The sequence below is a fragment of the Actinoplanes sp. NBRC 103695 genome (genome assembly GCF_030269485.1).
GTDB lineage: Bacteria > Actinomycetota > Actinomycetes > Mycobacteriales > Micromonosporaceae > Actinoplanes.
In genome coordinates this window covers 14925-39281 of the sequence record NZ_BSTL01000052.1, presented here as the reverse complement: position 1 = coordinate 39281, position 24357 = coordinate 14925, and the positions used below count along the sequence as shown (strand labels likewise).

At 69.9% G+C, this 24357-nt stretch carries 21 protein-coding genes and 1 pseudogene; 6 read left to right on the top strand and 16 right to left on the bottom strand.

The features are described 5' to 3' along the window. The coding region (locus QSK31_RS45960; RefSeq protein WP_352244711.1) for a hypothetical protein at positions 1-518 on the top strand (518 nt) is incomplete at its 5' end. 456 nt (positions 519-974) lie between these two features. On the opposite strand, the gene QSK31_RS45955 is transcribed toward QSK31_RS45960, so the two are convergent. Next, on the bottom strand, positions 975-2456 hold the full coding sequence (locus QSK31_RS45955; protein WP_285691458.1) for a hypothetical protein: 1482 nt from the start codon (positions 2454-2456) through the stop codon (positions 975-977). Between the two features lie 434 nt (positions 2457-2890). On the opposite strand from QSK31_RS45955, the gene QSK31_RS45950 reads away from it, so the two are divergent. The 3 genes and pseudogenes from QSK31_RS45950 to QSK31_RS45940 all read left to right on the top strand — a co-directional run. Next, the gene (locus QSK31_RS45950) at positions 2891-3097 is read left to right on the top strand and encodes a transposase (RefSeq protein ID WP_285691457.1); all 207 of its coding nucleotides are present in this window, start codon (positions 2891-2893) and stop codon (positions 3095-3097) included. A 162-nt stretch (positions 3098-3259) separates the two neighbouring features. Beyond that, positions 3260-3790 carry a VanZ family protein gene (locus tag QSK31_RS45945; protein WP_285691455.1) on the top strand — a complete coding sequence of 177 codons (531 nt, stop codon included), beginning with the start codon at positions 3260-3262 and terminating at the stop codon, positions 3788-3790. A gap of 297 nt (positions 3791-4087) precedes the next feature. Beyond that, positions 4088-4340, top strand: a pseudogene (locus QSK31_RS45940) (IS5/IS1182 family transposase); the annotation flags it as partial. 214 nt (positions 4341-4554) lie between these two features. Here QSK31_RS45940 and QSK31_RS45935 read toward each other — a convergent pair. Then, positions 4555-5322, bottom strand: a complete 768-nt coding sequence (locus tag QSK31_RS45935) for an IS701 family transposase (protein WP_285691459.1) — start codon at positions 5320-5322, stop codon at positions 4555-4557. A gap of 193 nt (positions 5323-5515) precedes the next feature. Here QSK31_RS45935 and QSK31_RS45930 point away from each other — a divergent pair, with 193 nt between their 5' ends. After that, complete coding sequence (locus QSK31_RS45930; RefSeq protein ID WP_285691454.1) at positions 5516-5872, top strand: anti-sigma factor; 357 nt, start codon at positions 5516-5518, stop codon at positions 5870-5872. A 183-nt stretch (positions 5873-6055) separates the two neighbouring features. On the opposite strand, the gene QSK31_RS45925 is transcribed toward QSK31_RS45930, so the two are convergent. The 13 genes from QSK31_RS45925 to QSK31_RS45865 form a co-directional block, all read right to left on the bottom strand. Next, positions 6056-6340: an RNA polymerase sigma factor gene (locus QSK31_RS45925; protein WP_285691453.1), complete on the bottom strand. Its 285-nt coding sequence runs from the start codon at positions 6338-6340 to the stop codon at positions 6056-6058. A 107-nt stretch (positions 6341-6447) separates the two neighbouring features. Beyond that, positions 6448-6810 (bottom strand): zf-HC2 domain-containing protein, encoded by a 363-nt coding sequence (locus QSK31_RS45920; protein ID WP_285691452.1) that lies wholly within the window; start codon positions 6808-6810, stop codon positions 6448-6450. Between the two features lie 98 nt (positions 6811-6908). Next, positions 6909-9344, bottom strand: coding sequence for a right-handed parallel beta-helix repeat-containing protein (locus QSK31_RS45915; RefSeq protein ID WP_285691450.1), 2436 nt, complete (start codon positions 9342-9344; stop codon positions 6909-6911). A 33-nt stretch (positions 9345-9377) separates the two neighbouring features. Next, positions 9378-9683, bottom strand: a complete 306-nt coding sequence (locus tag QSK31_RS45910) for a hypothetical protein (protein ID WP_285691449.1) — start codon at positions 9681-9683, stop codon at positions 9378-9380. A gap of 1 nt (position 9684) precedes the next feature. Beyond that, entirely contained in the window at positions 9685-10137 is a 453-nt protein-coding gene (locus QSK31_RS45905) for a YbaB/EbfC family nucleoid-associated protein (RefSeq protein ID WP_285691447.1), read from the bottom strand. Then, positions 10130-11047, bottom strand: coding sequence for a hypothetical protein (locus QSK31_RS45900; RefSeq protein WP_285691446.1), 918 nt, complete (start codon positions 11045-11047; stop codon positions 10130-10132). The genes QSK31_RS45905 and QSK31_RS45900 overlap by 8 nt, the downstream gene beginning before the upstream one ends. 2 nt (positions 11048-11049) lie before the next feature. Beyond that, the gene (locus tag QSK31_RS45895; protein ID WP_285691445.1) at positions 11050-13740 is read right to left on the bottom strand and encodes a hypothetical protein; all 2691 of its coding nucleotides are present in this window, start codon (positions 13738-13740) and stop codon (positions 11050-11052) included. A 111-nt stretch (positions 13741-13851) separates the two neighbouring features. Continuing rightward, on the bottom strand, positions 13852-14148 hold the full coding sequence (locus QSK31_RS45890) for a WXG100 family type VII secretion target (protein WP_285691444.1): 297 nt from the start codon (positions 14146-14148) through the stop codon (positions 13852-13854). A gap of 32 nt (positions 14149-14180) precedes the next feature. Beyond that, the gene (locus QSK31_RS45885; protein WP_285691443.1) at positions 14181-14510 is read right to left on the bottom strand and encodes a hypothetical protein; all 330 of its coding nucleotides are present in this window, start codon (positions 14508-14510) and stop codon (positions 14181-14183) included. 112 nt (positions 14511-14622) lie between these two features. Then, a complete protein-coding gene (gene eccB / locus QSK31_RS45880; RefSeq protein ID WP_285691442.1) occupies positions 14623-16032 on the bottom strand; it encodes a type VII secretion protein EccB in 1410 nt (469 codons plus the stop codon). A gap of 1 nt (position 16033) precedes the next feature. After that, the gene (gene eccD, locus QSK31_RS45875; RefSeq protein ID WP_285691441.1) at positions 16034-17431 is read right to left on the bottom strand and encodes a type VII secretion integral membrane protein EccD; all 1398 of its coding nucleotides are present in this window, start codon (positions 17429-17431) and stop codon (positions 16034-16036) included. 12 nt (positions 17432-17443) lie between these two features. Next, positions 17444-18550, bottom strand: a complete 1107-nt coding sequence (locus QSK31_RS45870; RefSeq protein WP_285691440.1) for a hypothetical protein — start codon at positions 18548-18550, stop codon at positions 17444-17446. A gap of 109 nt (positions 18551-18659) precedes the next feature. Next, the gene (locus tag QSK31_RS45865; protein WP_285691439.1) at positions 18660-18977 is read right to left on the bottom strand and encodes a hypothetical protein; all 318 of its coding nucleotides are present in this window, start codon (positions 18975-18977) and stop codon (positions 18660-18662) included. A 175-nt stretch (positions 18978-19152) separates the two neighbouring features. Here QSK31_RS45865 and eccCa point away from each other — a divergent pair, with 175 nt between their 5' ends. After that, positions 19153-23133, top strand: a complete 3981-nt coding sequence (gene eccCa / locus QSK31_RS45860; protein WP_285691438.1) for a type VII secretion protein EccCa — start codon at positions 19153-19155, stop codon at positions 23131-23133. Between the two features lie 12 nt (positions 23134-23145). Here eccCa and mycP read toward each other — a convergent pair whose 3' ends face one another. Then, entirely contained in the window at positions 23146-24354 is a 1209-nt protein-coding gene (gene mycP / locus QSK31_RS45855) for a type VII secretion-associated serine protease mycosin (protein WP_285691437.1), read from the bottom strand. Positions 24355-24357 lie beyond the last annotated feature (3 nt).

Here is a 24357-nt window from a genome sequence, read left to right as displayed (position 1 = left end):
CGGCACCACCACGGCGACCTGGCGCACCACCACCAGGGCTGCGTGACGGTATGCAGTCCATCCTGGACCTGCTCACCGAACGGCAAGCCGTCACCGCCGAGGCCATCACCACACTGCGCGAGCAGATCGGCAAGCTCACCGACGAACTGCGAGCAGTCGAGACCGACCTGGCCGACCTGGTCACGACCCGCACCACCCTGACCCGACTGATCAGCATGAGCACGCCGCAGATATCGGACGACGGCCACCTCGACAACACCGTCTACCAGCAGATCATCGCCGCGTTCCAGACCGGTACCGGCACCACGATGCGCGCCAAGGACGTCTGCCACGCGCTCGGCATCGGCACCGAACCCAAGGACACGGAAGGTGTCCGCGCCAAACTCAAACGCCTCGTCAAACGCCAGATCCTGACCGAGCCCGAGGCCGGGCTATTCACCCTCGCGACCCCCGCCGAGCCAACCAGAGCCCCCACCACCAGCGCACCTGACTCCAGCCCCAACATGAAACCAACCTAAAGCGCGCTTATCGCCCTCTCAGTACTCCCGCGCGGCATACGCCGCGGCGATCCCCGAACTGGCTCGCAAATACCAGGACCCCCGCAAGGCTGCCCGGAGCGGAAGACGGTCGGCCCCAAATGGAGAGGCCCAGAACCGGATCGGTTACGTCCTCTGGGATATCCGCTCGACCGCCCGCCTGCGGTGCCGGACCACGAAGGTGGTCTGCCCGGCCAGCTTGGCCACGATCTGCACCGTGAGTGTCACTTGCTCGGTGGCCCAGCCGACGAGTCGGCCAGCGTAGCCGGAATCGGCCCAGACCAGGTGGATGCCGGGGAAGCAGGCGTGCAGGGTCCAGAGCAGTGTGTCATGCCGCCACCAGTGCGAAAGGCGCCTTGTAAAACCAGGCGGCCGCCTCCGGCAGCCGCTTGGTAGCTGTCGGCGAGCAGGTCTGCGAACAGCGGGCGCTGTCAGGATTCACTGAACGAAGATGTCGACCGACGGGCGCATCTGCCCGCAGACCCGCAAGACCTCGTGGATCGGGTGGTCTTCGAACGCCTTGATCAGGGTGGCGTCGAGTACAGCGGTCTGATGGTCGACCGCCGGGTACGCCGTCTGGGTGAGCAGGTAGTCGAAGCGTGGCGCCCATTTACGCGAGCCCAGGCGCGCCGTGGTCGAGCAGTTGTCCACCATGTACGACACACCGCGGGCGTGCATGTACGGGTTGAGCGAGTCGGTGGCCTCGATGACCGACTCGTTGGCGATCTCCGAGTACGGATGCCCCTTCTCGACGAACGTGTCGATCTGCCCCATCATCACACCGCAGAAGATGCCTGCGGTAAACGCATCCAGCGGCAACGAGTCGTCGTCCCGGGTTCGGCGGGCCTCATCGCCCGCACGCCACATGTCAGCCTGATCAATCCTGCCCATCGGGAAGCGCGCGAGCCGCTGACCGGCCAGGATGACGCTGCGGATCTCGTTGCCAGACGAGACCTCGTCGTAGATCTCGTGGGTGATCTCCAGGCCGACTGGATAGGCGGCGGCATACGCCTGAGAGAAGACGTGGCGGCCGGCGACGTCCAGGCGCCGGTACAGGCCGATGAGGCCATCCTTGGAGATGGTCCGTGAGATCGGCCCGGTCACGCAGTCAACCGAGTGGCGGTAGGCCTCGGTCCCGGTCATCCCGCGGTCACGGAACCGGCGGTAGAGGCTCTCGACGATGCCGTGTACCCCGCCGAGCAGGATCGCCCGCTCACCGGTCAGATCCGACAGGTACTCCGAACGCAGCGTTGTCTGGAAGGTGTACGGCGCGCCCAAGCCCACCGACCAGCCGAGTGCCCGCTCGACGGCGCGGCCGCTGCTGTCCTGCTCGACGGCGAAGCTGGCGTTGATGCCCGCACCGTTGGTCTCGGTGCCCTGAAGGTACAGCGCCCGCACGGAAGCGCCCATCCCCTTCGGGCACACCGCGATCACGTCGATGCCTTCGGGAAAGCGGCTGCCCTGCTGGTCGAGGTGGCCGAGCAGGAATCCGTGGGACAGGCCCAGGGTCGCGTCCGGGCGCAAGGCTGCGAAGACCTGCTCGTGTAGTGCGGCCTGGGCGGCGTCGGAGATCAGCAACAGCACCATGTCCGAGGCCGCGATGACCTCGAACATTTCCCCAAGCGTCCCGTCCGCCTCGGAGAACCCCGCGGCGCGGGCGGCGTCGAACGACGATGAGCCCACCCGCAGGCCGACGGCGACCTTGAGGCGGCCGGCAAGGGAGTCGCGGAGGTTCTGTGCCTGGGCCGAGCCCTGCGGACCCCACCCGATCACGCCGATCTGGTTGATGCCCTCGAACGCCCTGGGCAAGCGGTCGAACAGGTCCCGCCCGCCGCGTACGATGCCTTCGCGGGTGTCGACCAGGGTGATGTACTCCTTGTCGAAGACGCCAGTCTCGAAGTCCAGTCCATCCGTCGTCATGCTGCTCTCCACTTGTCGTCTAGGCCCGCACCGTCAAGCATGTAGACGTACGAACGGACTACTTTTAGGGTGCTGAGCCCAGATTGTGATGTAATCCACTTTAATCAGCAGAGCTCGGCACAAGCTTGTGCCGTGCTCAGATGACGTCTGAGGACACCGGGTTCGAGCCCCGGTACGACACCGCCGCGGCTGCCGCTGACTACATCGCCTGGCTGCGCGCGGGAAACCAGCGGCAACCCCCAGCCGCCCTCGACTGCCGTCACGCAATCCGATCGTTGCCTTGCCGGAGGCGACTCCCCATCGTCTGCGGCAAAGACCCAACGCCCCTCGACCCGCGCACCGACTGCGACCGCGTGCCGCGCCATCGCTGAACGGGGTGCTCGGCTCCTTCCACCGCTGCCCGATTCCGGACATCGCTCGCCTCGAGCCGGACGTTGCGGTCGTGGCAGGCGGAGGTACTGGCCAAATTCGACGACGACCCGCACTGGTACGGCATCAGCAACGGCGGCACCGAGGCCATCAACCTCATCATCGAGAAGACCCGCCGCCTGGCCCACGGCTTCCGCGACCACCACATCCGCATACTGCTCGGCGCCGACGACACCCGACCCTGGCGACGCCCTCGACACGGGTCAGGGTGAGCTACCACCCTCAGATCCGAAGAGCCCGTAAGAATATGACGTCCTCCCGACGCCGGTACCGGCGTCGAGGTGGCTTGCTTACTTCGCCTACGGTCAACGAGTGCCTGAGGAACCGTACCGTGCCGGGCGTGGTGGTACGGCCGTCTGCCGCGAGGTCGGCCCGTGGTTGGGCTGCGGCTGATGATCTCGACGTTCCTGGTCGAACATCGGTGGCAGCCCGCGGTCGCCTTGGTGCTGCTGTTCCTCGTCGGACCATTGATGGGAAGCTGGTTGGTCACCCGGCCGAGAACAGCCTGGGTGCTGACCGGTGTCACGTTGCTGCCGCTGGCTTTCCTGACCCTGCTGCCAGAGGACCGCGAGCTTTTCGCACGCTGCCAGGTGCAGTGGGAGATCCCCACGCTCACCGGTCCCGAGTCGATGGCGAACATCCTGCTCTTTGTCGCGCCGGTGTTGCTGGTGGGAGTGGCCACGCGACGCCCGGTGCTGGCCATGGTGGCCGGCAGCGGGCTGTCGGCCATGGTGGAGATGTTCCAAGCAGCCGTGCCGGCCCTGGGACGTTCCTGTGACTTTGACGACTGGGTGCACAACACAATCGGCGCGGTCATCGGCACGCTGCTGGCGTTACTGTCGCTGGCGCTGGCTCCCTACTGGGCGCGACGGGCTCGCTCCTCGTCTGTCGAGATCCACGATTAGGCCGCCGAGTAGCCGGAGGGAATCTCACCCTCCGGCCCTCACAGATCCGTACGTGACAGTCTCCCGTCATACGGCTCTTGTCGTCCTGATCAGTCAGAAGACGTTTATCCACGCCCAGTGGGCGAAGACTTTCGGGCACTGAGGCTTTCCGAGTAACGGCCTGAGTGCTCTGCATGGTCAGCTCGATTTGTCTGGTGTGGACACGCCCGGATTTGTTGCGGTGCAACAAAAGAGTACAGAACCCCGGTAAGAAGTGGTCCTCTCACAGATCAACTTCAACAGGGTTCCTGCGCCGCCATGAGTGTCACATATACCGCCACGCTGCCCGTGAGCGACCACACCGTGTTGTATCCTGTCGAGTCTGTTGCACGCCGAACGGCGGCGCCTTGAGACCAGGGCCGGAACCCGTGCGCTCGGCTGCTACCGCCAAGCGATCCTGGTCCTGCGCTGGCTGCTCGACGGCACCCGGATGCGCCAGTTGGCCACCGACAACGCGATCAGCCGGTCGACCGGATACGCCTACCTGCACGAAGGCCTCACCGTGCTCGCCGCACTCACCTCAGCATTCGCCCGCGACAGCACCATCGTCGACGAAAAGCCGCCCGAATCGCCATCTCCGAAACCGGCGCCGACTGACCGGCACCACCACCACCACCACCGAACACCCCGGCACCAAGCCGACCAAGGCCCCGCCCGCTGGTCACGGGCGGGGCCTCTCCCCGCCACGCTCATCGGCAACCTGAACGACGGCATCGTCTGCAAGATCAGCGACGGTCAACAGCGGGCCGGGTGCGGGTAGCGGGGTGCCGGGTACTTTCCGCCGCCCCGGTAGGCGACCTCGACGGGCTGCGCGTCGCCGCGCTGGGCGGTGTGGTCGAGGTGGTGGCCACGATGTAGGTGATGCCGCGGTCGGTGAGGCCTTGCCGGAACTCGGCGACCTGGCCGTAGCCTGCGCCCGCGGTCAGCAGCGGCGGATACAGGTCCCAGCCGGCCAGCTCGTCGATCATCTCCAGGGCCATCAGCCATTTCGGCCGGTAAAGCTGCTCGTCGGGGACCTTCGACGCTTTCCTCCGCGGCAGGATCTGTTCGATCCGTTCCTCGCGTGGCAGCTCTTTACGCAGGTGAGGTTTCTTCTTCCCGGCCTCGTCGAGGGTGGTCGGCTGCCTGCGCAGGCGGCGGGCATGACCGTTGGCGACCTTGCCGTTCTCGTCGGGCACGCAGGTCTCATCCCAGGACTCCGGGACGAACAAACCCCAGTTCAGCACCGCCGACGCCGCGTCGGTCACGGCGTGGACGCTGACCGCGATCTGACAGTTACCGACCTTGCCCAACGTTCCCGAATACTGCCGGGCCACACACGCCGACGCCGGGCCGTCCTTGGCGAACCCGGTGTCGTCGACCACCCACACCCTCGGCGTCACCAGACCGACCGCGGCCAGAGCGACCCGCCGCCGGACACCGGTCACGTCCCACGTCGACGAAGTCAGAAACTGCTGCAACTGCTGATGATCAACCCCGAGCCTGGCAGCCATCGGCTGCATCGACTTACGCTGCCCATCCAGCACCAACCCACGCAGGCCGCACGGGCCTGCTTCAGCAGCGGGGCCGCCTCGTTGGTGTAACCGCTGTACGCGATCGTGTCCGCCTCGGCGGCCTTGATCCGACCTGTCCTTGCGCCCGGCACAGGGCCACCCGCCGCGACGTGCCGGATGCGACAATGACCACGTGACCGATGCGTCCCAGGAAGACCCTCACCCCGAGGAAGAACACATCGTTCTGCACTTCCTGGGCGAACTCGACCCGGCCGGCAGCGACACCCTGCACCAGCACCTGGCCTCCTGCCCGCAATGCCAGGCCAAAAGCGAAACCATCACCGACACACTCGCCGCACTGGCACTGGCACTGGACACAGCCGACACCACGGACACGCCAACCGCCCCCACCGAAGACCGACCATCGTCAGCCCCACCAGACCTACCCAGCCGCCGACGACGGCCGGGTCACCCGACGAGGCTGCCGCTCCAGAAACCCGCTGTCCCGCAGCGCCTCAGCGAGCGCCCTGAGCGCGTAGAACGTCCGTGACCGGACTGGCCAGTGCGTTCCGCCGCGAGTACGGCATGGCGCCTGGCGCGTTCCGCCGTGCCTGGCCCCGCCGACGTCGTCCGACCCCAGCAAGCACCTTGATCAAGAACAGGCTCAGCACGTCGATCGCCCGGGGCGCTGCGTCCTGGCAGTCGCGCGTCCGGTCGCACCGGGCGATGCCGTTCAACGGGTGCGGTTCCGGTTTCGGGCTTCGACGGAGCGGCGGCGGAGCGCTTCGCGCATCATCCGGAGACTCTCGCCGGCGTGTGCCCGGACCGTGTCCTCCGAGACCGCCAGCAGGTCGGCCACCTCGCCGACCGAACGTCCTCCCAGGTAGATCTCCACCAACGTCACTCGCAGTTGCTCCGGCATCGAGTCGAGCGCCGCCCGCACCACTGCGGGATCGACGAACCCGTCGGGTTCACCGTTAGCGGCGAAGCGGTCGGGCGACGAGAAGGAGGGAGTCACGTACGCAACAGTGCGGGGATGGCACGTGATTGTCACGCCGGGACGGTACGAACGTACCTTTTTCTCGCCCTTTCAAGCCCTTTCACGGCACTGCGTACCCTTCGGGCTCATCGCTTCCGCAACATCGACATGAGCGCCAGAAGGGTCATCGCTGTGCCCGTGGTCCGCGTGCCGGTTCCGGGACGCCGGCCATGGCGATGCGACGGTGCGGCCAGCAACTCCGCGACGTCCACGGGCGTGAGCAGGTCGAGGGCGTTCGTGACCTCCTGAAAACCGGCCACCTCCGCCACGCACGGCGGGCACTCGTCCAGATGATGCTCCACCCGTGCCCAGTCGGCCGCGGTAAGCCGGTCAAGCACGAGGAATCCGAGCAACTCCTGGACAGCCAGGTCGTTGCAACAGTGGTTGCCCGCCGCGGCGCTCCGGGCGAATCCGCGAGCCTCGTCACCGTCCATGCCGCCCCCGTCCATGCTGAGAAAATACTAACTCAGTTAACGGAGCCGGGCGGCTCGGCGTTCGGACTTTCTGTGAGGGTAGTCCCCCTCATCTCAAGCTCCGGCAACTTCTCTCAGCCGCCCTGCGCGCCGACCCGGCCTCGCACGGCCGGCAGGTCCTCGGCGGTGAGCACAGCCAGGTCGGCGGTGGTCACGTCCGGCGCGGACGCCAGCCGGGACGCCTGCATGTCGGCCATCCGCTCGAACACCTTGCGAGCCTCGCGGCCGTTGCCGAAGGTGCCGTCCTTCGGGATCCGGTCGAAGTGGGTCAGCAGGGCCGCTGCCGCTGCCGAATCCAGCCGGTAGTCGTGCTTCTCGCACTGATTCTCCACGATGGTCACGAGCTCGGCCGGCGAGTAGTTGCTGAACTCGATGGTCCGGCTGAAACGGGACTCCAGACCGGGGTTTGCCTGCAGGAACCGCTGCATGTCAGCAGAGTAGCCAGCCGCGATCACCACCACGTCCTCGCGGTGGTCCTCCATCAGCTTGACCAGCGTGTCGATCGCCTCGCGCCCGAAGTCGGGGCCGGTCCCACCGCGACTGTTGCTCAGCGTGTACGCCTCGTCGATGAACAGCACGCCGCCGAGCGCCGAGGTGAACACCTCGGTTGTCTTGATCGCCGTGCCACCGATGATCTGAGCGACCAGGTCCGCGCGGGCAGCCTCGACGAGGTGTCCCTTCCGCAGCACACCGAGTTCGCCGAGGATCTTGCCGTACAGCCGCGCGATCGTGGTCTTCCCGGTGCCCGGGGAGCCGGCGAAGACCAGGTGCCGGGCCATCGGGGGCGCGGCCAGGCCGGCCTCCTGCCGCCGCTTGGACATCTTGTTCAAGTTGATGAGTGACGTGACCTCCTGCTTCACGCCGTCCAGACCGACCAGCGACTGCAACTCGCGCAGCGGGTCCGAGCCGCGGGAGACCGGCTTGCGCTCCTCGGCCGGCGACGGACCGGCGTCCGCCGGGGCCGATGCGTCGGCGGTGGCCGAACCGTAGCCGTCCGGCAGCCGGTTGCGGGAGCTGGTGAGCCCCTCGACGGTCAGCATCCCGACCGGCTCGCCCTGGCGCAGCCCGGAGCCCTGGTTGTCCCGGACGGTGCAGCCGGTGATGCGTACGGAGCGAGCGGTGCGCACCGCGATGCCGTCGCCCGCGTTGGCCGTGAACTCCGAGCCGGTCACTGTCCCGGTCGCGCCGTCGGCGAAGACGATCCCGTCCGCCGCCCCGTCATGCACCCGGCATCCGGTCAGGGACACCTCCGCGCCCGTACCCACGGACACGCCCACCGCGCTGACGTCGGCGATGTCGCAGTCGGTGAACGAGGCCGTCGCCTCCTCGACGATCACCCCGGCGCCCGAACTGCCGCGCAGGCTCAAGCCGCTCACCGACGGGTGCGCGCCACCACCGACCTTCACGCCGGCGCCGCCGCACCTCTCGATCGTGACGTTCTCGAACCGGCCGCGGGCCGCTTCCGAGACCTCGATCGCCGCGCCGTCGCAGTCGAGGATCTGCAACCGATGCAACAGCGGGTCGGCGCCACCGCCGAGGTGCACACCGGCGCCCGTGCAGTCGCTGACCGTCGTGTTGGTCAGCTCCGGGGTGCTCCGGTCGCCGACGCTGACGCCGACGCCGGAGATTCTGGTGGCGATGCACGAGTCCATCCGGCCGGCCGAGCGGCCGGTGAAACGAAAGCCGCTGCGGCGTGCGTCGGTCACCCGGAGGCGCCGCAGTGTGGGCGCGCACCGCTCGTCGGTGAACACGCCGTCCGCGCTGCTGCCCTCCACCGTGCAATCCTCCAGGGTGGATACCCCCGCCGTCGCCAGATAGAGACCGACGCCGCCGGCTCGCCGCACGGTCAGCCGCCGTACGGTGGCCTCGGACTGCTGCTCCGCGGCGAACGCCGGCTTACTGGTGCCCGAGATTTCGGTGTCCTCGATGGAGATCTTGCCGTGGCCGTTGATGCAGATGCCGTTGCCGCGCGCCTCGCGCACCGTGCAGGAGCGGACCTGCAGATTGCCGTGTTCCGCCACGACCACACCAGAGGTGCCGAGCTTCTCGATCCGGCAGTCGTCGAGCATGCTCCCGGTACGCGAGGTGACCACGACCCCGGCCCCGACGCTGTTGGTGACGTGACTGCCGCGCATGGTCAGCGAGCCCTGGTCGCGGACGAAGACGGTCGCCCAGGCCGACGAGGCCAGCTCACACTCGGTCACGCTGAGCTGACCCGCGGTCATGACCAGTGCGGGGCTGTCGGCGTCGGTCGCCATGATCGACAGCCCGGACAGCGCGGCCGACTCGGCGGCGAGCAGGACAGGTATCCCGGAGGGCGCAGTGAGCCGCACCGTGCCGGGCCCGTCCTCCGCCGTGATGGTGACCATCTTCGTCAGGACCAGGTTCTCGCTGTAGCTGCCGGGCCGCACGGTGATCACCGAGCCGTCCGTTGCCGCGGCCAGCGCCGCACCGAGCGTCCGATAGCCGGATCCCGCCGACTGCGCGACCGTGATCGTCCGCTGTTTCACGCTCGGGAGACCTCCATCTGGGAGCCGGTCCGGTCAGGAGTCCGGCGCGAGGTTGGCGGCGTTCTGGGCGTCCATCTCGACGAAGTTGTCAACCGCGTTCTCGCCGTTCTCGCCGAGAATTTTCAGGGACTCGACGGAGCCGCGGAGGCTCTCCAGGGTGTCACTCGCGTTCTGCTCGCGTTGCTGGCTGAACCGCTGGCCGTATTCATCGGTGCCCCACGGCTGCGGCAAGGTGGACCGTACGTTCGTGACCCGCGCCAGCGCCACTTCGAGATCCTCGGCGACGGAGCCCACGACCTTGAAGACATGCTTGGCCGGCTCCGGGTCGACCCTGGTCACGTCAGCCATCGGTGCGGCCCGTCTCCCGCTTGACGGCCTTGGCGATGCCGGGCAGGTCGATCGCGGAAGTCATGATCGTGCCCACCACCTCGTTGAGGTCGAGGTTGCCGGCGGCCAGCTGCCCGAAGTCGATGCCGGGCAGCACCTCCCGGCCCGCCAGCTGGTCGATCTGGCTGAACGCCGCGGCCCGCCCGCGCTTGATGGTGTCCATCAGCGTAGTTGCCAGTTCCGCCGCCGACATGGTGCGGTACCGGGTGTTGTTGAAGGTGAGCTTGACCAGCTCACCCCGCCCGTCGAAGGTCGCGCTGACCATCCTGTTCGGCGAGTCGACGACGGTGCTCGCCTCGCTCATCTTCCGCTGGAACTCGGCGAGCTTGTGCTGCTCGTCGGCCAGGACACTGAACAGGGCCTCCAGCTGGCCGGCGGCCGCCGGTTGATCCGTCTCGTCAGACATCGCGGTGGTTCCCCCTCGTCGCCTTTCTGATCTGTTCTTCCAGGTCCCTGTGGAAGTCCGCGCGGGCGGTCTCGACCCGTTCCTCGGCCCGCGCCTTCCGTCCGATGACGCTCCAGCCGTCCTCCTGACCGTTACCCCAGGCCGCCGGATCGCCCTGAAGGTTCCCGCGCTTCTGCGCCGATGCCTCCGGCACGCCGCCCGCCCCACCCAGGCCGCCGCCCATCCCGCCCATGGCGCCACCCATCGGTGGCATGAAGGGCATCATCGGCATGCCGCTGCCCGCCCCACCTCCGGCCGCCGCCGGGGGTGGGAGCAGCGGGTCACCTGGCTGCGCCAGTGCGCGCGCCGACCCGGACGGCCGGAAGAGGTCGGCCGGATCGGTCGCCGCGAGCTCCAGACGCGCGGAGTCGTCCCGTGCGGCCTCGATCAGGATCCGGCCCAGGCCGGGCTCCTCAACGATCGCGTCCGGTGGTGGCGACTGGCCGCCGATCGCGATGCCCACGTCCCGATATCCCTCCGCGACGTCGTGCAGGATGCTCTGGGCCTGCTGGTCGAACGGGACGTCCGTGAGGCCGGCCACCTGCTGCGCCGTCAGATCCCGGACCCGGGCCTGGCCGGCCGCGAGAGCGTTCGCGGTGACGCGAAGCTGCCGCCCGTACTCGCCGTCGTCCAGCAAATGCAGCAGTTCGCGGGTGCGGCGCAGCGGCTCCTCCAGCCGCGCGCCGACGGCCGCCGCTCCCCGCCACGCCTCCTCCAGGTCGCCGAGGGTGCGGTCGAGGCGACCGACCAAGGCCCGCAGGCCCCGCCGCGCGTCGTCGAACGCGACCGCCCCGCGCTCCACGGCCGCGGGCGAAGTGGCCTCCAGGGCCGCGGAGACCTCGTGCAGGGTGCACGGCTGCGCTGCGCTCATCGTCATTCCCTGCCCACGGCACTGCTGGAGACGGCGCCATCGTCGTCCTCGCCCCACATGCCGTCCTCACCGACGAGCCAAGTGTTGCGCTCGCGGTCGCGGTCGCCCTGGCCGCCCGCGCCGCCGCCCATCGGCGGAGCCATCGGCATGCCCGAGCCGGGCTGGCCGGCGCCGCCGGCCGCCGGGGAAAGCAGGGCGGCGTCGTCCCGGCTGCCACTCGCGTGCCCGGTGACCGGGGCGAGTTCCAGCGGCGCGGGCAGGTCGGGGTTGCCGGCACCGCCCGGCCCGCCACCGCTGCCACCACCACCGCTTCCGGCGCCGCCACCACTTCCGGTCGTCCGCAGATCCGCGGTGGGGTCGCCGTTGCCGTGCAGGAAGTCGGAGAGCGTCGAGGAGTGGTCGCCTCCCTCCTGAACCAGCTCGTCGATCGCATCGTCGGCGGTGTCCTTCGCGTCCTGCAGCGCGTCGATGCGGGCCTGCCGCTCGGCATCGGTGAGCCCGTCGGTGCCCGCACCGTCCTTGACGTCCTGGATCATCTTGTCGATCGCCTCGTCGGACGCGTCCCTCGCGTCGGCGAGCGCATCGTCCCGCAGCGCCTCCGCCTCGCTGTCGTCGATCGTCCCGTCGCCGTTCAGATCGGCATCCGGTCGGCCATCGCCGTCCGCGTCGAGGGCATCCGACATGGCGTCATCGCCGAGCAGGTCGTCGATCGCCTTGTCCGCCGCCTCCCTCGCGTCGCCGAGAGCGTCGTCGCGCGCCGCCTGTTCCTCCGCGGTGCGGCCATCGTCCCCGCCGCCGGTGTCGCCGATCGCGCCGCCCGCCGCTTTCCGCGCGTCCGCGAGCGCGTCGTCCACGGCGGGGTCGCCCGTCCCGGAGAGCTTCCCGATGGCATCGTCGGCCGCCTGCTGGGCCTGTTCAAGAGCCTGCTCGCGGGCCTCTTCGGGCGAGACGTCACCGGCGTTCTGCTGCCCGAGATCGTCGATCGCCTTGCCGGCGGCGTCCTTCGCCCGGTCCAGCGCCTCGTCGCGGGCCCGATCGGCCTCCGGGTCGCCGGTGGACTCGCCCTTCAGATCGTCGATCGCCTTGTCCGCCGCCTCTTTGGCGTCGTCGAGCGCCTCGTCGCGCGCCGCTTCCGCCGCCGGGTCGCCTTCCGCCTCACCGGTCAGGTTGTCGATCGCGTCGTTCGCCGCCTGCCGGGCATCGTCCAGCGCGTCCTGCCGCGCCTGATCGGCCGCCGGGTCCGACGAGGACGTGGCCGGGAGGTCCTGGCCGCCGTCCGCGCCGCCGCCGAGCCCTTCGATCGCGTCGTTCGCGGCGCGCTGCGCGTCGTCGAGCGCCTTCTGGCGTGCGGCGTCGGCCTCCTCGCCGGGGTCCCCGCCGCCGCCACCGGCGGTGCTCCTGCGGTTGGGCATGCCGCCGCCCGGGACAGCCGAGGTCGTCGGTACGGCGGTGCTGCCGCCCCCGTCCGCCCCGCCGCCCGGCGCGTCCGCGCCGCCCATCAGATCGTTGATGGCGTCACCGGCCGCCTCCCCCGCGTCGTCGAGAGCCTGATCGTGGACCGGATCGCCGTTCTTGAGCCCGTCGATGGCGTCGCCGGCGGCGTCTTGGGCGTCCTGAAGCGCCGCGTTCCGCGCGGCGTCCGCCCCAGGACCGTTGCTCCCTGTTCCACCGCCCGTGCCACTGCCTGTTCCGCCGCCTGTTCCGCCGCCTGTTCCGCCGCCCGGGAGGCCCGCGCCGTTGTCGTCGCCGGCCAGGACGCGATCCCCTGCGACGTAGTCGTCCTTCAGATCCTCGAGAGCCTTGTCGGCTGCCGCCTTGGCGTCGTCCAGCGCGGCGTCGTGCTCGGGGTCACCGTTCTTGAGGTCGTTGATGGCATCGCCAATCCGGTCCTGAGCGGTGTCGAGAATGCCACCGCCACTGCCACTTCCGCTGTCGCCCCCGGTCCCGCTGTCGCCCCCGGCCTCGCCATCACCATCGGTGCTGCCACCACCGTCGGCGCCGCCGTCACTGCCGGACCCGTCACCGCTGCCGGTCGCCACCCTCTCCTGCACCGCGACGGTGAGCGGTCTGAAGTGCGAGCCGATGTCGCGGTAGTGGTTGGACAGGTCCGTGAGCAGGACACGCAGGTTGGACATGGTCCAGCGCTCGCCGGCCTGGTAGGCGCGGGACATCGCCTTGTCCAGGTCGGGCTGCTTGTCGACCTCGGGGAAGTCGGCGTAGATGGCGTTGATCTGGTCGCTCGCGTACTTCTCCAGCTTGTCCGTCAGCCGGTGACCCGCGTCCACAATGGCCCAGAACTCGGTGCGGAAATTCCGGAGCGCATTGCCGACGGCGTATGTACTTGCCCCGAAGTTATTGGCCCGGATGACGTCCTGCACGCCCTTGCGGCTCTTGTCGACCAGCTTGTTCACGTGGTCCTGGAAGGCGTCAGCGGCGGCGCCGGCGAAGAACGGGCTGCTGCCACCGGTTACCTCCTTGGTGAGGTTGAGGAGGTCCTCGACCATGTTCTCGAGCGAGACGAGCGACGCCGTCATAGCATCGCCGCCCACGTGCCACTCCTTGGCCGGGTCCTTGCCCAGATCGATGATGTCCTCGACGTACGGCGTGAGCTCCGTCCAGACGTGGTAGTCGCCGAACGTCTCCCGCGTCGGCGGGCTCTTCTCGTCGAACGTCCCGACTTCGCCCGTGGCCACGACTCACCCCACCATTCGAACTGTTGCGACACCGATCGCCACGTCGGCCGACGGGCGAGGTCAGAGAGGGGCCGGGCAGCTCACGAGCAACCCGGCAGCTCCTGCTCGCTACTACTGGAAGCGGTTGCCGCTTCGGGCGTCCTGCTGCTTCATGTCGTCCGAACGAATGCCGATCTGGCTCGCCAGTCCGTGCACGATCGAGTTCATGTCGCTGATCTTCTGTTCGATGTCGTTCGCCATCACGTTGTAGCTACCGGCCGCCGAACCGGTCCAGTTGTCCAGCGCGGTGCCCGTCTCCTGCGACAGCTTCTCGATGAGACCTTCGATGTTCTTGTTCACCTTGTTCATCTGCGAGATGCCCTCGAAGATGGCGTTGTAGTTGTAACCGATCAGGTCGTTGTTCGGCATGTCGTTCTCCCTTTGTCGTCGCGGTGCGAGGGTCAGATGTCGCGCAGGATGTCAGCGCCGATGTTGCCGATCGCGCCGGCGTTCTGCTGGTCGCTCAGGTCGATGTCCTGCACGGAGCCGTCCACGTTGTCGGCCATGCCGTTCAGATCGCCGATGATCCGGTTCAGCTGCTCGGTCCACGCGTCCCGCGCGTCCAGCACCGCCCTCAGCATCGCGCCGGAGCACTGGTCGTCCATCAGGTCGACTGCGGTGCTGAAGTTGGCCTGTTCCCGGCCGACGTTCGCGGCCGTCTCGCGATGGTCACCGGCCACCCGGGTGGCGACGACAGGGTCAAGATTGGTGTTCGTGTTCGGACTGGTCATGGGCTTCCTCCCACTGGACGCCGACTTCACTGGCAGGTAGATGAAATCAGCCGTGCCGCCCGCCGGAGCGGGATCGACCGGCATCGCCCAGTCGTCTCGGGGATATCCCTCATCAGCCGCCCCAGACCTGGCTGCGCAACGCCGCCGCAGGGTCCAGGACCGCACCGGTCGGCAGTAGTTCGAGCAGTTCGGACGGCAGGTCGACCGGCGGGCTGCCGGCGTAACCCAGCGCCTCCACGCCGGCGGCCGGCAACGGGTACTTCGCGCCGTACTCGGTGACCAGGAACGTCGCGCCACCCGCGGTGCCCGGGGCATAGGGATTGCGGGCCAGCACCCCGGTGCCGGGCGCGATCATCACGCGGTCCGCGGTGCCGGCCGCGGTGGCGGCCCGGGGTACCGGCAGCGCGCGGGCCGCCACCGTGGCCGGCACCCGGGAAAGCGTCACCGTCACCGTCGCCCCGGACGAGCGATAGCCGACGCAGGGCAGTCCGCCGCCGTCCGGCGGCGCGGGCGGCTCCGGCGGATAGCCGTCGACGAACTCGGTGCTCTTCGCGACCGTCGCCGAGGCCAGTTCGTCCGGCCGGGCCGGGATCGGGCTTACCGCACCGCCCGGGTACGCCTGCCGGATACCCGGATCGGCCAGCGCCAGCGCCGCGACCGTACGGCTCAGCCGGACGAACCCGTCGGAACGGGCGAGGAACTGTTCGGCCGTGCCTCTGACCGGGTTCCGCACCTCGTACACCTGACCGATCACGCTCGACCGTCCACCGATCGGCGGCCCCGGCCGGCCGCGCCCGGCCACCGGGGGGAACGCCAGGTCGCGCCCGGCCGGGATCGGGTTGAGCCAGGCTGCGGTCACCGGGACGGCTTCCAGGGCCGCGTAGCCGAGCGCGACCGCGGCGGGTCCGGACAGGTGGTACCGGCGGCCCTGCCACACCAGAGACGTCTGCCGATCCGGCGCCCGTACCAGAAATCCGTGTCTGTCGTCCACATCGGACGTCTTCGTCAGATCGCCGAGCAGCAGCATCGTGGCGGGCCGACCGGCCGGCGACGGGGGCTGCGCGCATACCGTCCAGGCGCCGGTGTAGAGCCGGTTCGCGGCCGGGACCGCATCGGGAGCGCCGGGGATGCCGATCGGGGCGCCCACCGGGATGCCCTTCAGCGAGTTCCGCGATACCTGCACCATCCTCGCGTCCGTTCCGCTGCCCAGCACCAGCCGGGCCGACGCGTAGTTCAACACTGGCCGGAGCTGGTCGTCGAGCAACAGATAGCGAGCGCCGTTCTCGCGGACGGCGATGACCACGCCGCTCTGCCGCCAGGACTTGTCACCGCCCGGCCGGAAGATGCCGTAGATGCCGAAGCCCCCGGTGATCACCACGGCCAGCAGCATGCCGATGACCAGGCCCAGCACCGGGCGGCGGTTCGGCGGCTCGTACGGGTCGGGCCGGCCCTGCATGACCGCGGCGTTGAGCCGACTGACGATGTAGAAGTACCCGTGTACCTGATCCCGGCGCGACTCCATCTCAGCTCGCCCAAGCCCGGACCATCTGGTAGATGCCGAGCACCGCAGCGAGCACCGGGACCAGCATCACGGCGATGAAGATCTCCAGGATGTCGACGGCCCGTCCCCAGTAGGGCCGCAGCCGCCTCCCGGGCAAGGTGCCGGCCGCGGTCAGCACCGCGCCGGCCACCACGGCCGCCGCCGGCACCAGGATCGCGGCCCGGACCGGTCCGCTCTGATCCGCGGTGAACCGGAACAGGTCGAAGACGACCAAGGCGATCGCAGGCGCGATCGTCGCCCAGCGGGATACCAGGCCGGTCAGATGCCGGGACCGCATGCTCAGCAGCGTCGCGACCACCAACGCCATGATCATCGGCCAGACGCCACCGTCGCGCACCAGCACGGCGGCCATCAGCACCTGCGCCGCGCCGACGCCGACGGTCAGCGCCGCCAGATAGGCCAGTCCGGCGGATCCGCGTTCGACCACGATCCGGTGCGGCGCCGGATCGATGTCCTCGGAGAGTTGCTCGGGCTTGCCCGGCAGCATCGGCAACGCGAGGCCGCCGAGCCGGAACCCGAGCGGCGGCAACGTCAGACCCAGCAGCAGGGTGAGGACCAGACCGCAGGCCGCGGCCTCCGGCGGGGTGACCGGGCCGGCCGCGGTGAGCAGCGCCGGGACGGCCACGAAGGTCACGAACGCCAGCGCGCCCGCGAACAACAGGCCGGCGTCGGCCACGGCGGACAGGCCGGCCGCCAATGCCACCAGCGCGGCCAGCGCGGCCAAGGACAACCGCACCTGCGCCGGGGAATGCGGCGCCAGCGCCTGAGCGCCGAGCCAGCCGGACGACGCGGCGTAGCCGGCCGACGCGAAGGCGAGCAGCGAGCCGGTCTGCGGGTCGGGCACCGCACGACTGACCAGACCGGCCGCCGCGAGCAGCGCCACGGCCAGCACCGCCGCGACGGTGGCGCGCCACACAGGCGGCCCACCGAGTCCCAGCATCACCAGCCCGGCGGCCAGGGTCAGGCCGCCGAGAACCAGGAACATCGTCCGGGTACGGTCGTCGCTCCACCGCCACGGGCTGGTGCGGGCCTGCTCGCCGACCCCGTCGACGAGGTCGTCGAAGTCGATCGGTGGCAGTTGCTCGGCGCGCGGCCGGAAGTGTAGCGCCTCGCCGTCGAGCAGTTCCAGCTCGACCGCGGTCCGCTCCTCGTCCAGCGGCACCCCGCCGAGCCGCTGCACGACCCACCCGTCGTGCTCGGCCCCGTGGTCGGCGGCCTCCGGATTCAACCGCAGCAGGACCGCCGGGAGCAGGTCGACCAGCGGCGCCTCACCGGGCAGCGCCACGTCCATGGCCTTGTCACCGAGCACGAACCGCAGGCGTACCGGCGCGGCGAGACGCTGCCTCGTCAGACGTTCCATGTCCTCGCTGCCCTACTGGGTCTTGTACTCGATGAAATCGACACCGCCGTCGGAATCGTTGTACTTGAGGTAGGTCTTGCCGTCCAGCCACCAGATCTCGTTGCCGTTGTGCGTCTGATGATTGCCGTTGTCGTCTTCGTAGTAGCGGTACGTGTCGCCGTCCCAGTCGTACTCGCCCTCCGGGCCGCCTTCGTTCTCGTTCTTCTGCCAGAGCTCGTGCGGCACCGGATCAGTGCCCGAGCGGTACTCCACGAAGTGCCCGTTCCCGCCGATGTACGCCTTGCCGTCCAGCCACCAGATCTCGTTGCCGTTGTGGGACTGATGGTGACCGTTGTCGTCCAGGTAATACCGGAAGGTGCCCCCGTCTTCGTCCCCTCCGCTCACCCGGCCGTTCTTCTCGCCGTCGAGACCCTCGTCGTCGTCCTTGGTGTCCTTGAGTTCGACCAGCGGCTTGTCCTCCGGCTTGTCCTCCGGCTTGTCCTCCGGCTTGTCCTCCGGCTTGTCCTCCGGCTTGTCCTCCGGCGGCGGCCCGCCGTCGGTGGTGATGTCTCCGTCTCCCTTGACGTCGGGCGTCTCGTTCAGGTCGAGCGTCTTGTCGGTGTTCTTGCCGAGCCCCTCGGTGGTCATGAACTCGTCCATCCCCGGGACCTTGGCGGGGTCGAAGTCCAGGATCACCGGCTTGTTCGGGTCATTGAAGTCGAAGGTGTCGGTATCGGATGTCGGCTTGTCGTCGCCGCTCTCGTACGACGTCTTGCCCTTGGCCGTCACCGGCTCGTAGTCGCCCTTGCCCATCTCGGTGACGATCGACTTGGCGGAGTCGGTGAACTGCGCCATCGCGTCCGCGTTTGCCGAGTCGACGTTCTCGAACTCCTGGGCGATCTGGATCAGGCCGTCCCTGATCTCGCCGAAGGCGCGTTCCAGATAGCTCATGTGGGTCACGATGGCGTCGCGGCGATCGATAAACAGGTCGCGCATCCACTGCGCGGCGTCGAACTTCCCCGCGTTCGGGTCCACCTCACCGAGGCTGTTGACGCCCGCCTTGTGCTCGTCGACGATGTAGCCCACCAGGGTACCGATGTCCCGGAGCTTCTGAACGTCGACCTTCGTCTCGCCGGCCACGGCCACTCTCCCGTCTGGTCACGGAGACAATCCGAGACCAGACCGTAGGCCCCGCGCGGGACACCGCGGGCGCCCCCAGCATCGCCGGTCGGAATCGGAGGGAAACCCCTCACCGACGCGCCGGGCGATCGACCTGGGACACAGCGGCGGCGTTAGCCACGTCCGTCGCGTCGATCTCCCCCGCGATCTGACCGAGCGCAGCGGTGATCTCGGCCAGCGCCCGCCGCAGAAAGGTCACATGCGCCAAGATCGTGTCGCGGCGGTCGGTGACGAGATCGCCCAGCCAGCGGGCCGCCTCGAAGTCCCCGAAGCCGGGCTGGTAGGCGTACAGCTTGTCGAACTGCTCTCGGTGCTCGTCGAGGAGCACGCCAATCGACGCGGCAATGTCCCTCAGCCGATCGACGTCGACCCTGGTCTCCTCCGGCACGAGCACCACCTCGACCTCTGTCGCGCCTCATCGGTCCTGATACATTTCGCTCTGCCCACCACGGCACCGAACGGAACGTCTCCATCAACGGTAGGCACGGTGCGAACGGCCCCGCCCCGGCGCGGCCCGCCCACCGGCCCTTTCGGAGGGAAACCCCTCACCGAAGGAGAAGCGCGTGGGCACGGTTCCGTATTCACGTAAGGCCCGGCGCGCCGGGCCCAGCGCACCCGGCGAGGAGATCGCGCTCCAGGAGCCGCCGGTCATCCCGGAACCGGCCGAGCGAGGGCTGAGCACGGTCCTGATGCTGGCACCGATGGCCATCGCCTCGCTCGCCATGGTGCTGATGTTCCTCCGGCCCAACGCGGGCGCGCTGGCGTACGTCGGAGTCTGCCTGATGGTGCTCTCCGCGATCGCCATGATGGTCGTGCCGCTCCTGCGCAACGCCGGGCAGCACAAGCACCGGCTCAACGGCGAGCGCCGCGACTACCTGCGGTATCTCGGGCAGGTCCGGCGCACGGTGCGTACGGCGCTGACCGAGGAGCGGCGGGCCGCCCGCTGGCTGCACCCGGACCCGGGCGGGCTCTGGTCGATGGCGCTCAGCCACCGGCTGTGGGAGCGCCGGACCGCGCACGACGACTTCGGTGAGGTGCGGATCGGCCTCGGGGCACGCCGTTCGACCACGCGCCTGATCGCCCCCAGCAGCAAGCCGGTCGAGGACCTGGAGCCGATGGCCGCACATGCGTTACGGCGGTTCCTCCGCGCGTACTCCACCCTCCAGGACTCACCGATCGCGATCTACCTGCGTGCATTCTCCCGCATCGCCTGCCAGGGCGACCTGGCCACGATCCGGTCCGCCGTCCGTGCGATGCTCGCCCAGCTCGTCGTCGCGCACTCCCCCGGCGACCTGCACGTCGTCGTGGCGGCCACCGCCTCGCAGTGGGAGTGGACGAAGTGGCTGCCGCACCTGCAGGACGACAGCGTCCCGGACGTCACCGGCACCCGCCGCCGCTTCGTCACGGATGCCGTCGAGCTCGAGGAGTTGTTCGCGACGCTCGGCGTTCCGGACCGGCCCGGGTTCGAGCCGGACACCCCGGTCACCGCGATGGAACCGTATGTCGTGGTCGTCCTGGACGGCCCCCGGCTGCCGGCCGGCCACCGGCTCGGCGGCGACGGCTACCGCAACGTGCTGGTGCTGGACGTCGGCGCCACACTCGGCTGGGAGGCGCATCCGCACGCGCTGCTGGTGGAGGCCACCGAACAGCTGTTCAGCGTCGTCACGTTCGACCACCTCGGCAAGTCCGACAGCACCCCGCTGTGCCGCCCGGACGCGATGAGCGTGACCGCCGCCGGCGCGCTCGCCCGCTCGCTCGCCCGCTACCGGGTCGGTCAGGGCGGCGACACCGAGGAACCGCTGGCCACCGACTACGACCTGGCCGGGCTGCTCCAGCTCGGCGACCTGACCGCGTTCAACCCGGCCGGGTACCGCGCCGGGCGCAGCGCGTCGCAGCGGCTGCGGGTGCCGATCGGCATGACCGGTGACGGCACGACGATCGAGCTCGACATCAAGGAGGCGGCCGAGGGCGGGATGGGACCCCACGGCATGCTGATCGGCGCCACCGGCTCCGGCAAGAGCGAGCTGCTGCGTACGCTGGTGCTGGCCCTCGCCGCCCGGCACTCGTCCGAGGAGCTCAACTTCGTGCTCGTCGACTTCAAGGGCGGCGCCGCGTTCCTCGGCTTCGAGCGGCTGCCGCACACCTCGGCGGTCATCACGAACCTGTCCGAGGAGCTGGAGCTGGTCGACCGCATGCAGGACGCGCTCACCGGCGAGCTGAACCGGCGCCAGGAGCACCTGCGGGCCAGCGGCTACCCGTCCCGGCGGGAGTACGAGAGGGCGCGCGCCGAGGGCACCACGATGGAGCCGATGCCCGCGCTGTTCATCGTGGTCGACGAGTTCAGCGAGATGCTGAGCAGCAAGCCCGAATTCATCGACGTGTTCGCGATGATCGGCCGGCTGGGCCGGAGCCTCGGCGTCCACCTGTTGCTGGCCAGCCAACGCGTCGACGAGGGCCGCATCCACACGATCGAGTCGCACCTGTCGTACCGGATCGGCCTGCGCACCTTCTCCTCCATGGAGAGCCGCAGCGTGCTCGGCGTGCCGGACGCGTACGAGCTGCCGAACGTGCCGGGCAACGGCTATCTGCGACCCGACACCCAGACGCTGATCCGGTTCAAGGCCGCGTACTGCTCGGGGCCCTGGCATCCGCCGCACCAGCGCCGCCGTCGCTCCGTCCAGGGTGGGGTGGTGCCGTTCGGCACCGAGCACCTGATCCCGGAGGTCCCGCCCGAGCCCGAGCTGGAGCCCGGCGGGCAGGCCACGGACGGCGAGGACAAGCCACCGGTGCTGGCCGACGTGCTGCTGGAGGCCTTGCGCGGGCACGGCCCCGCGGCGCACCAAGTGTGGCTGCCCCCGCTCACCGAGCCCGCCACGCTGGAGAAGCTGCTCCCGCCGCTGGTGGAGCACCCGGACGTGGGCCTGGCGCCGGTCGGCGGCTACGGCGCCGGCCAGCTCACCGTCCCGATCGGCCTGGTGGACCTGCCCGCCCAGCAGCGCCGGGAACTGCTCACCGCCACCCTCGCGGGCAGCGCGGGCAACGTCGGCGTGGTCGGCGGCCCCCAGGCCGGCAAGAGCACCCTGCTGCGCACGCTGATGTGCGCGCTGGCCCTCACCCACACCGCCGCCGAGGTCCAGTTCTACTGTCTCGACTTCGGCGGTGGCGCGATGTCCTCGCTGACCCGGCTGCCGCACGTGGGCGGCGTCGCCGGCCGACTCGACCGGGACAAGGTGAACCGCACCGTGCTGGAGATGACCAACCTGATGGCCCGGCGGGAGATGATCTTCAGCGAGCACGGCATCGACTCGATGGCCAGCTACCGGCGGGCTCGCGCGACCGGCGCGTTTCACGACATCGACCCGTACGGCGACGTGTTCCTGATCGTCGACGGCTGGTACACCGCACGCCAGGACTTCCAGGAGCTGGACGACCGGTTCGGCGAGCTGGCGGCGCGAGGTCTCAGCTTCGGCGTGCACCTGGTGGTCTCCGCCGGGCGCTGGACCGAGATCCGGCCCTGGCTGCGTGACGTGCTCGGCACCCGCTTCGAGCTCAAGCTCGGCGACCCGGTCGAATCCGAGGTCAACAGCCGGGTCGCCGCGACCGTGCCCAACGTGCCGGGCCGCGGCATCACGGCCGACCGGCAGCACTTCCTCACCGCGCTACCCCGGATCGACGGCAACGCCGAGACCGAGGACCTGGCCGAGGCGATCGGCGAGCTGGTCGAGGCGCTCGACGTGCCCACCGCGCCGCGCGCACCGAAGGTGAAGCTGCTGCCGGACCGGCTTGCGGCCGGCCAGCTGCCGGTCGCCACGGCGCCGTCGAAGGACGCGGAGATCCGCATCCCGCTCGGCCTGGACGACGTCAAGCTGGAGCCGCTCTGGCACGACTTCGATGCCAACCCGCACCTGCTGATCTTCGGCGACACCGAGACCGGCAAGACCAACCTGCTCCGCCACATCGCGCGGAGCATCGCCGCGCACCACGCGCCGAAGGAGGCGCGCGTCGTCTTCGGCGACTTCCGCCGCGAGCTGCACGACGCGATCCCGGAGGCGAACCAGATCGGCTACTCGATGTCCGCCGAGCGGCTGACCGCGACGCTGGTCGAGGCCGGCCAGGTGCTCACCGGCCGGCTGCCCGGCCCTGAGGTCCCGCCCAGCCGGCTGCACAAGCGGGACTGGTGGACCGGCGGACGCCTGTTCATCATCATCGACGACTTCGAGCTGATCGAGAGCGGCCGGGAGTCGCCGCTGACGCCGCTGCTGCCGCTGCTCCCGCACGGCTCCGAGATCGGCCTGCACCTGATCGTCGCCCGCGGCACCGCCGGCGCCTCGCGGGCGATGATGAACCCGGTCCTGCGCCGGGCCTGGGAGCTGGGCTCACCCAGCGTCCTCTTCTCCTGCCCCCGTGAGGAGGGGGTGTTCCTCGGCAACGTGCGGCCGCGCACGCTACCGACGGCGCGGGGCCAGTACATCGACCGGCGGCGCGCGGTACGGCTGGTGCAGACGCCCGAAGTGCCGGCACCAGACGCGCCGGAGCGTGAGTGAGACGTTCCCCGGTCAGGAGGGGTGCGTGTTCCGGACGTCGGCCACCCGCGCGGGACGCCAGCGGCGCCGGTTCCCGGACGGCAGCAGCCTGGTCAGCAGGCCCACGGCGCCGAGCAGGGCGACCGCGAGGCCGGCGCCGAGCGCCGCCAGGAAGGGTCCGATCGGGTCCGGTGGTGGCAGCGCGGGATGGCGGGCCGAGCCCGGGCCCGCGACGACACCCGCGCCGCCCTCCTCCGGCAGCACCGCGGCGACGGCCGCCGACGGGTTCACCACTCCCCAGCCGAGACCGGGGTCGGGGATGGCGGTCGCCGGATGGTCCGCCGTGGTCAGCAGCCGGTGACGCACCTGGGCGGCGGTCAGATCCGGCCGGTACGCACGGACGAGTGCGACGACACCGACCACGAACGGGACCGCGTAGCTGGTGCCGCTGCCCACCCAGTGGCCGGGTCCGCCCGGTCCGATACTCACCACGTCCACGCCGGGCGCGACGAGCCGGAGGTGTCTGCCCTGCTGGGAGAAGTCGGCGAGCACCCCGGCGGCGTCGATCGCACCGACCGCCAGCACCGTGGGCAGCGCGGCCGGATAGGCGACCGTCCGCTGCTCCGTGGCACCGTTGGCGGCGGCCGCCACCACGACGACGTCGTGCTCCTCGGCGTACTGGACCGCGGCGACCAGGCTCGCCTCTGGCGAGGCGGCGCTCGCGGAGATGTTGATGACCGAGGCGCCCGCGTCCACCGCGGCCCGGATTCCTCTGGCCAGCAAGCCGGCCGTGCCGTCGTCCAGGCCGTGCGCCACCCGGACCGGCAACAGCTTCGCCGCGGGCGCGACGCCGGAGAACCCGGTGCCGGCGGCCGGAGCCGCGGCGATGATCCCGGCGATGAAGGTGCCGTGGCCGAAGCAGTCAGTGTCGGCGGCTGCCGCGTTCTTCGTGACGTCGACGCCGCGCAGCACCCGGCCGCGCAGCTGCGGGCTGTCCGCCGCGACGCCGGTGTCCACGATTCCGACCGTCACCCCCGCGCCGCGGGTCAGCGGCCACGCCCGCTCGACGCCCAGCCGCGACTGTGCCCACGGGGTGCCGGCCTCGACGCTCTGCGGCGGTCCCAGGCATCCCCCGCCGGGCGATGGCACCGGCGGGACCGCCGGCGCCGCCGAAGCCGGCGCCGCCACCAGCACGACCGGAGAGATCAGCGCCGCGACCGCGGCGACACGGGCGCGGAACATCAC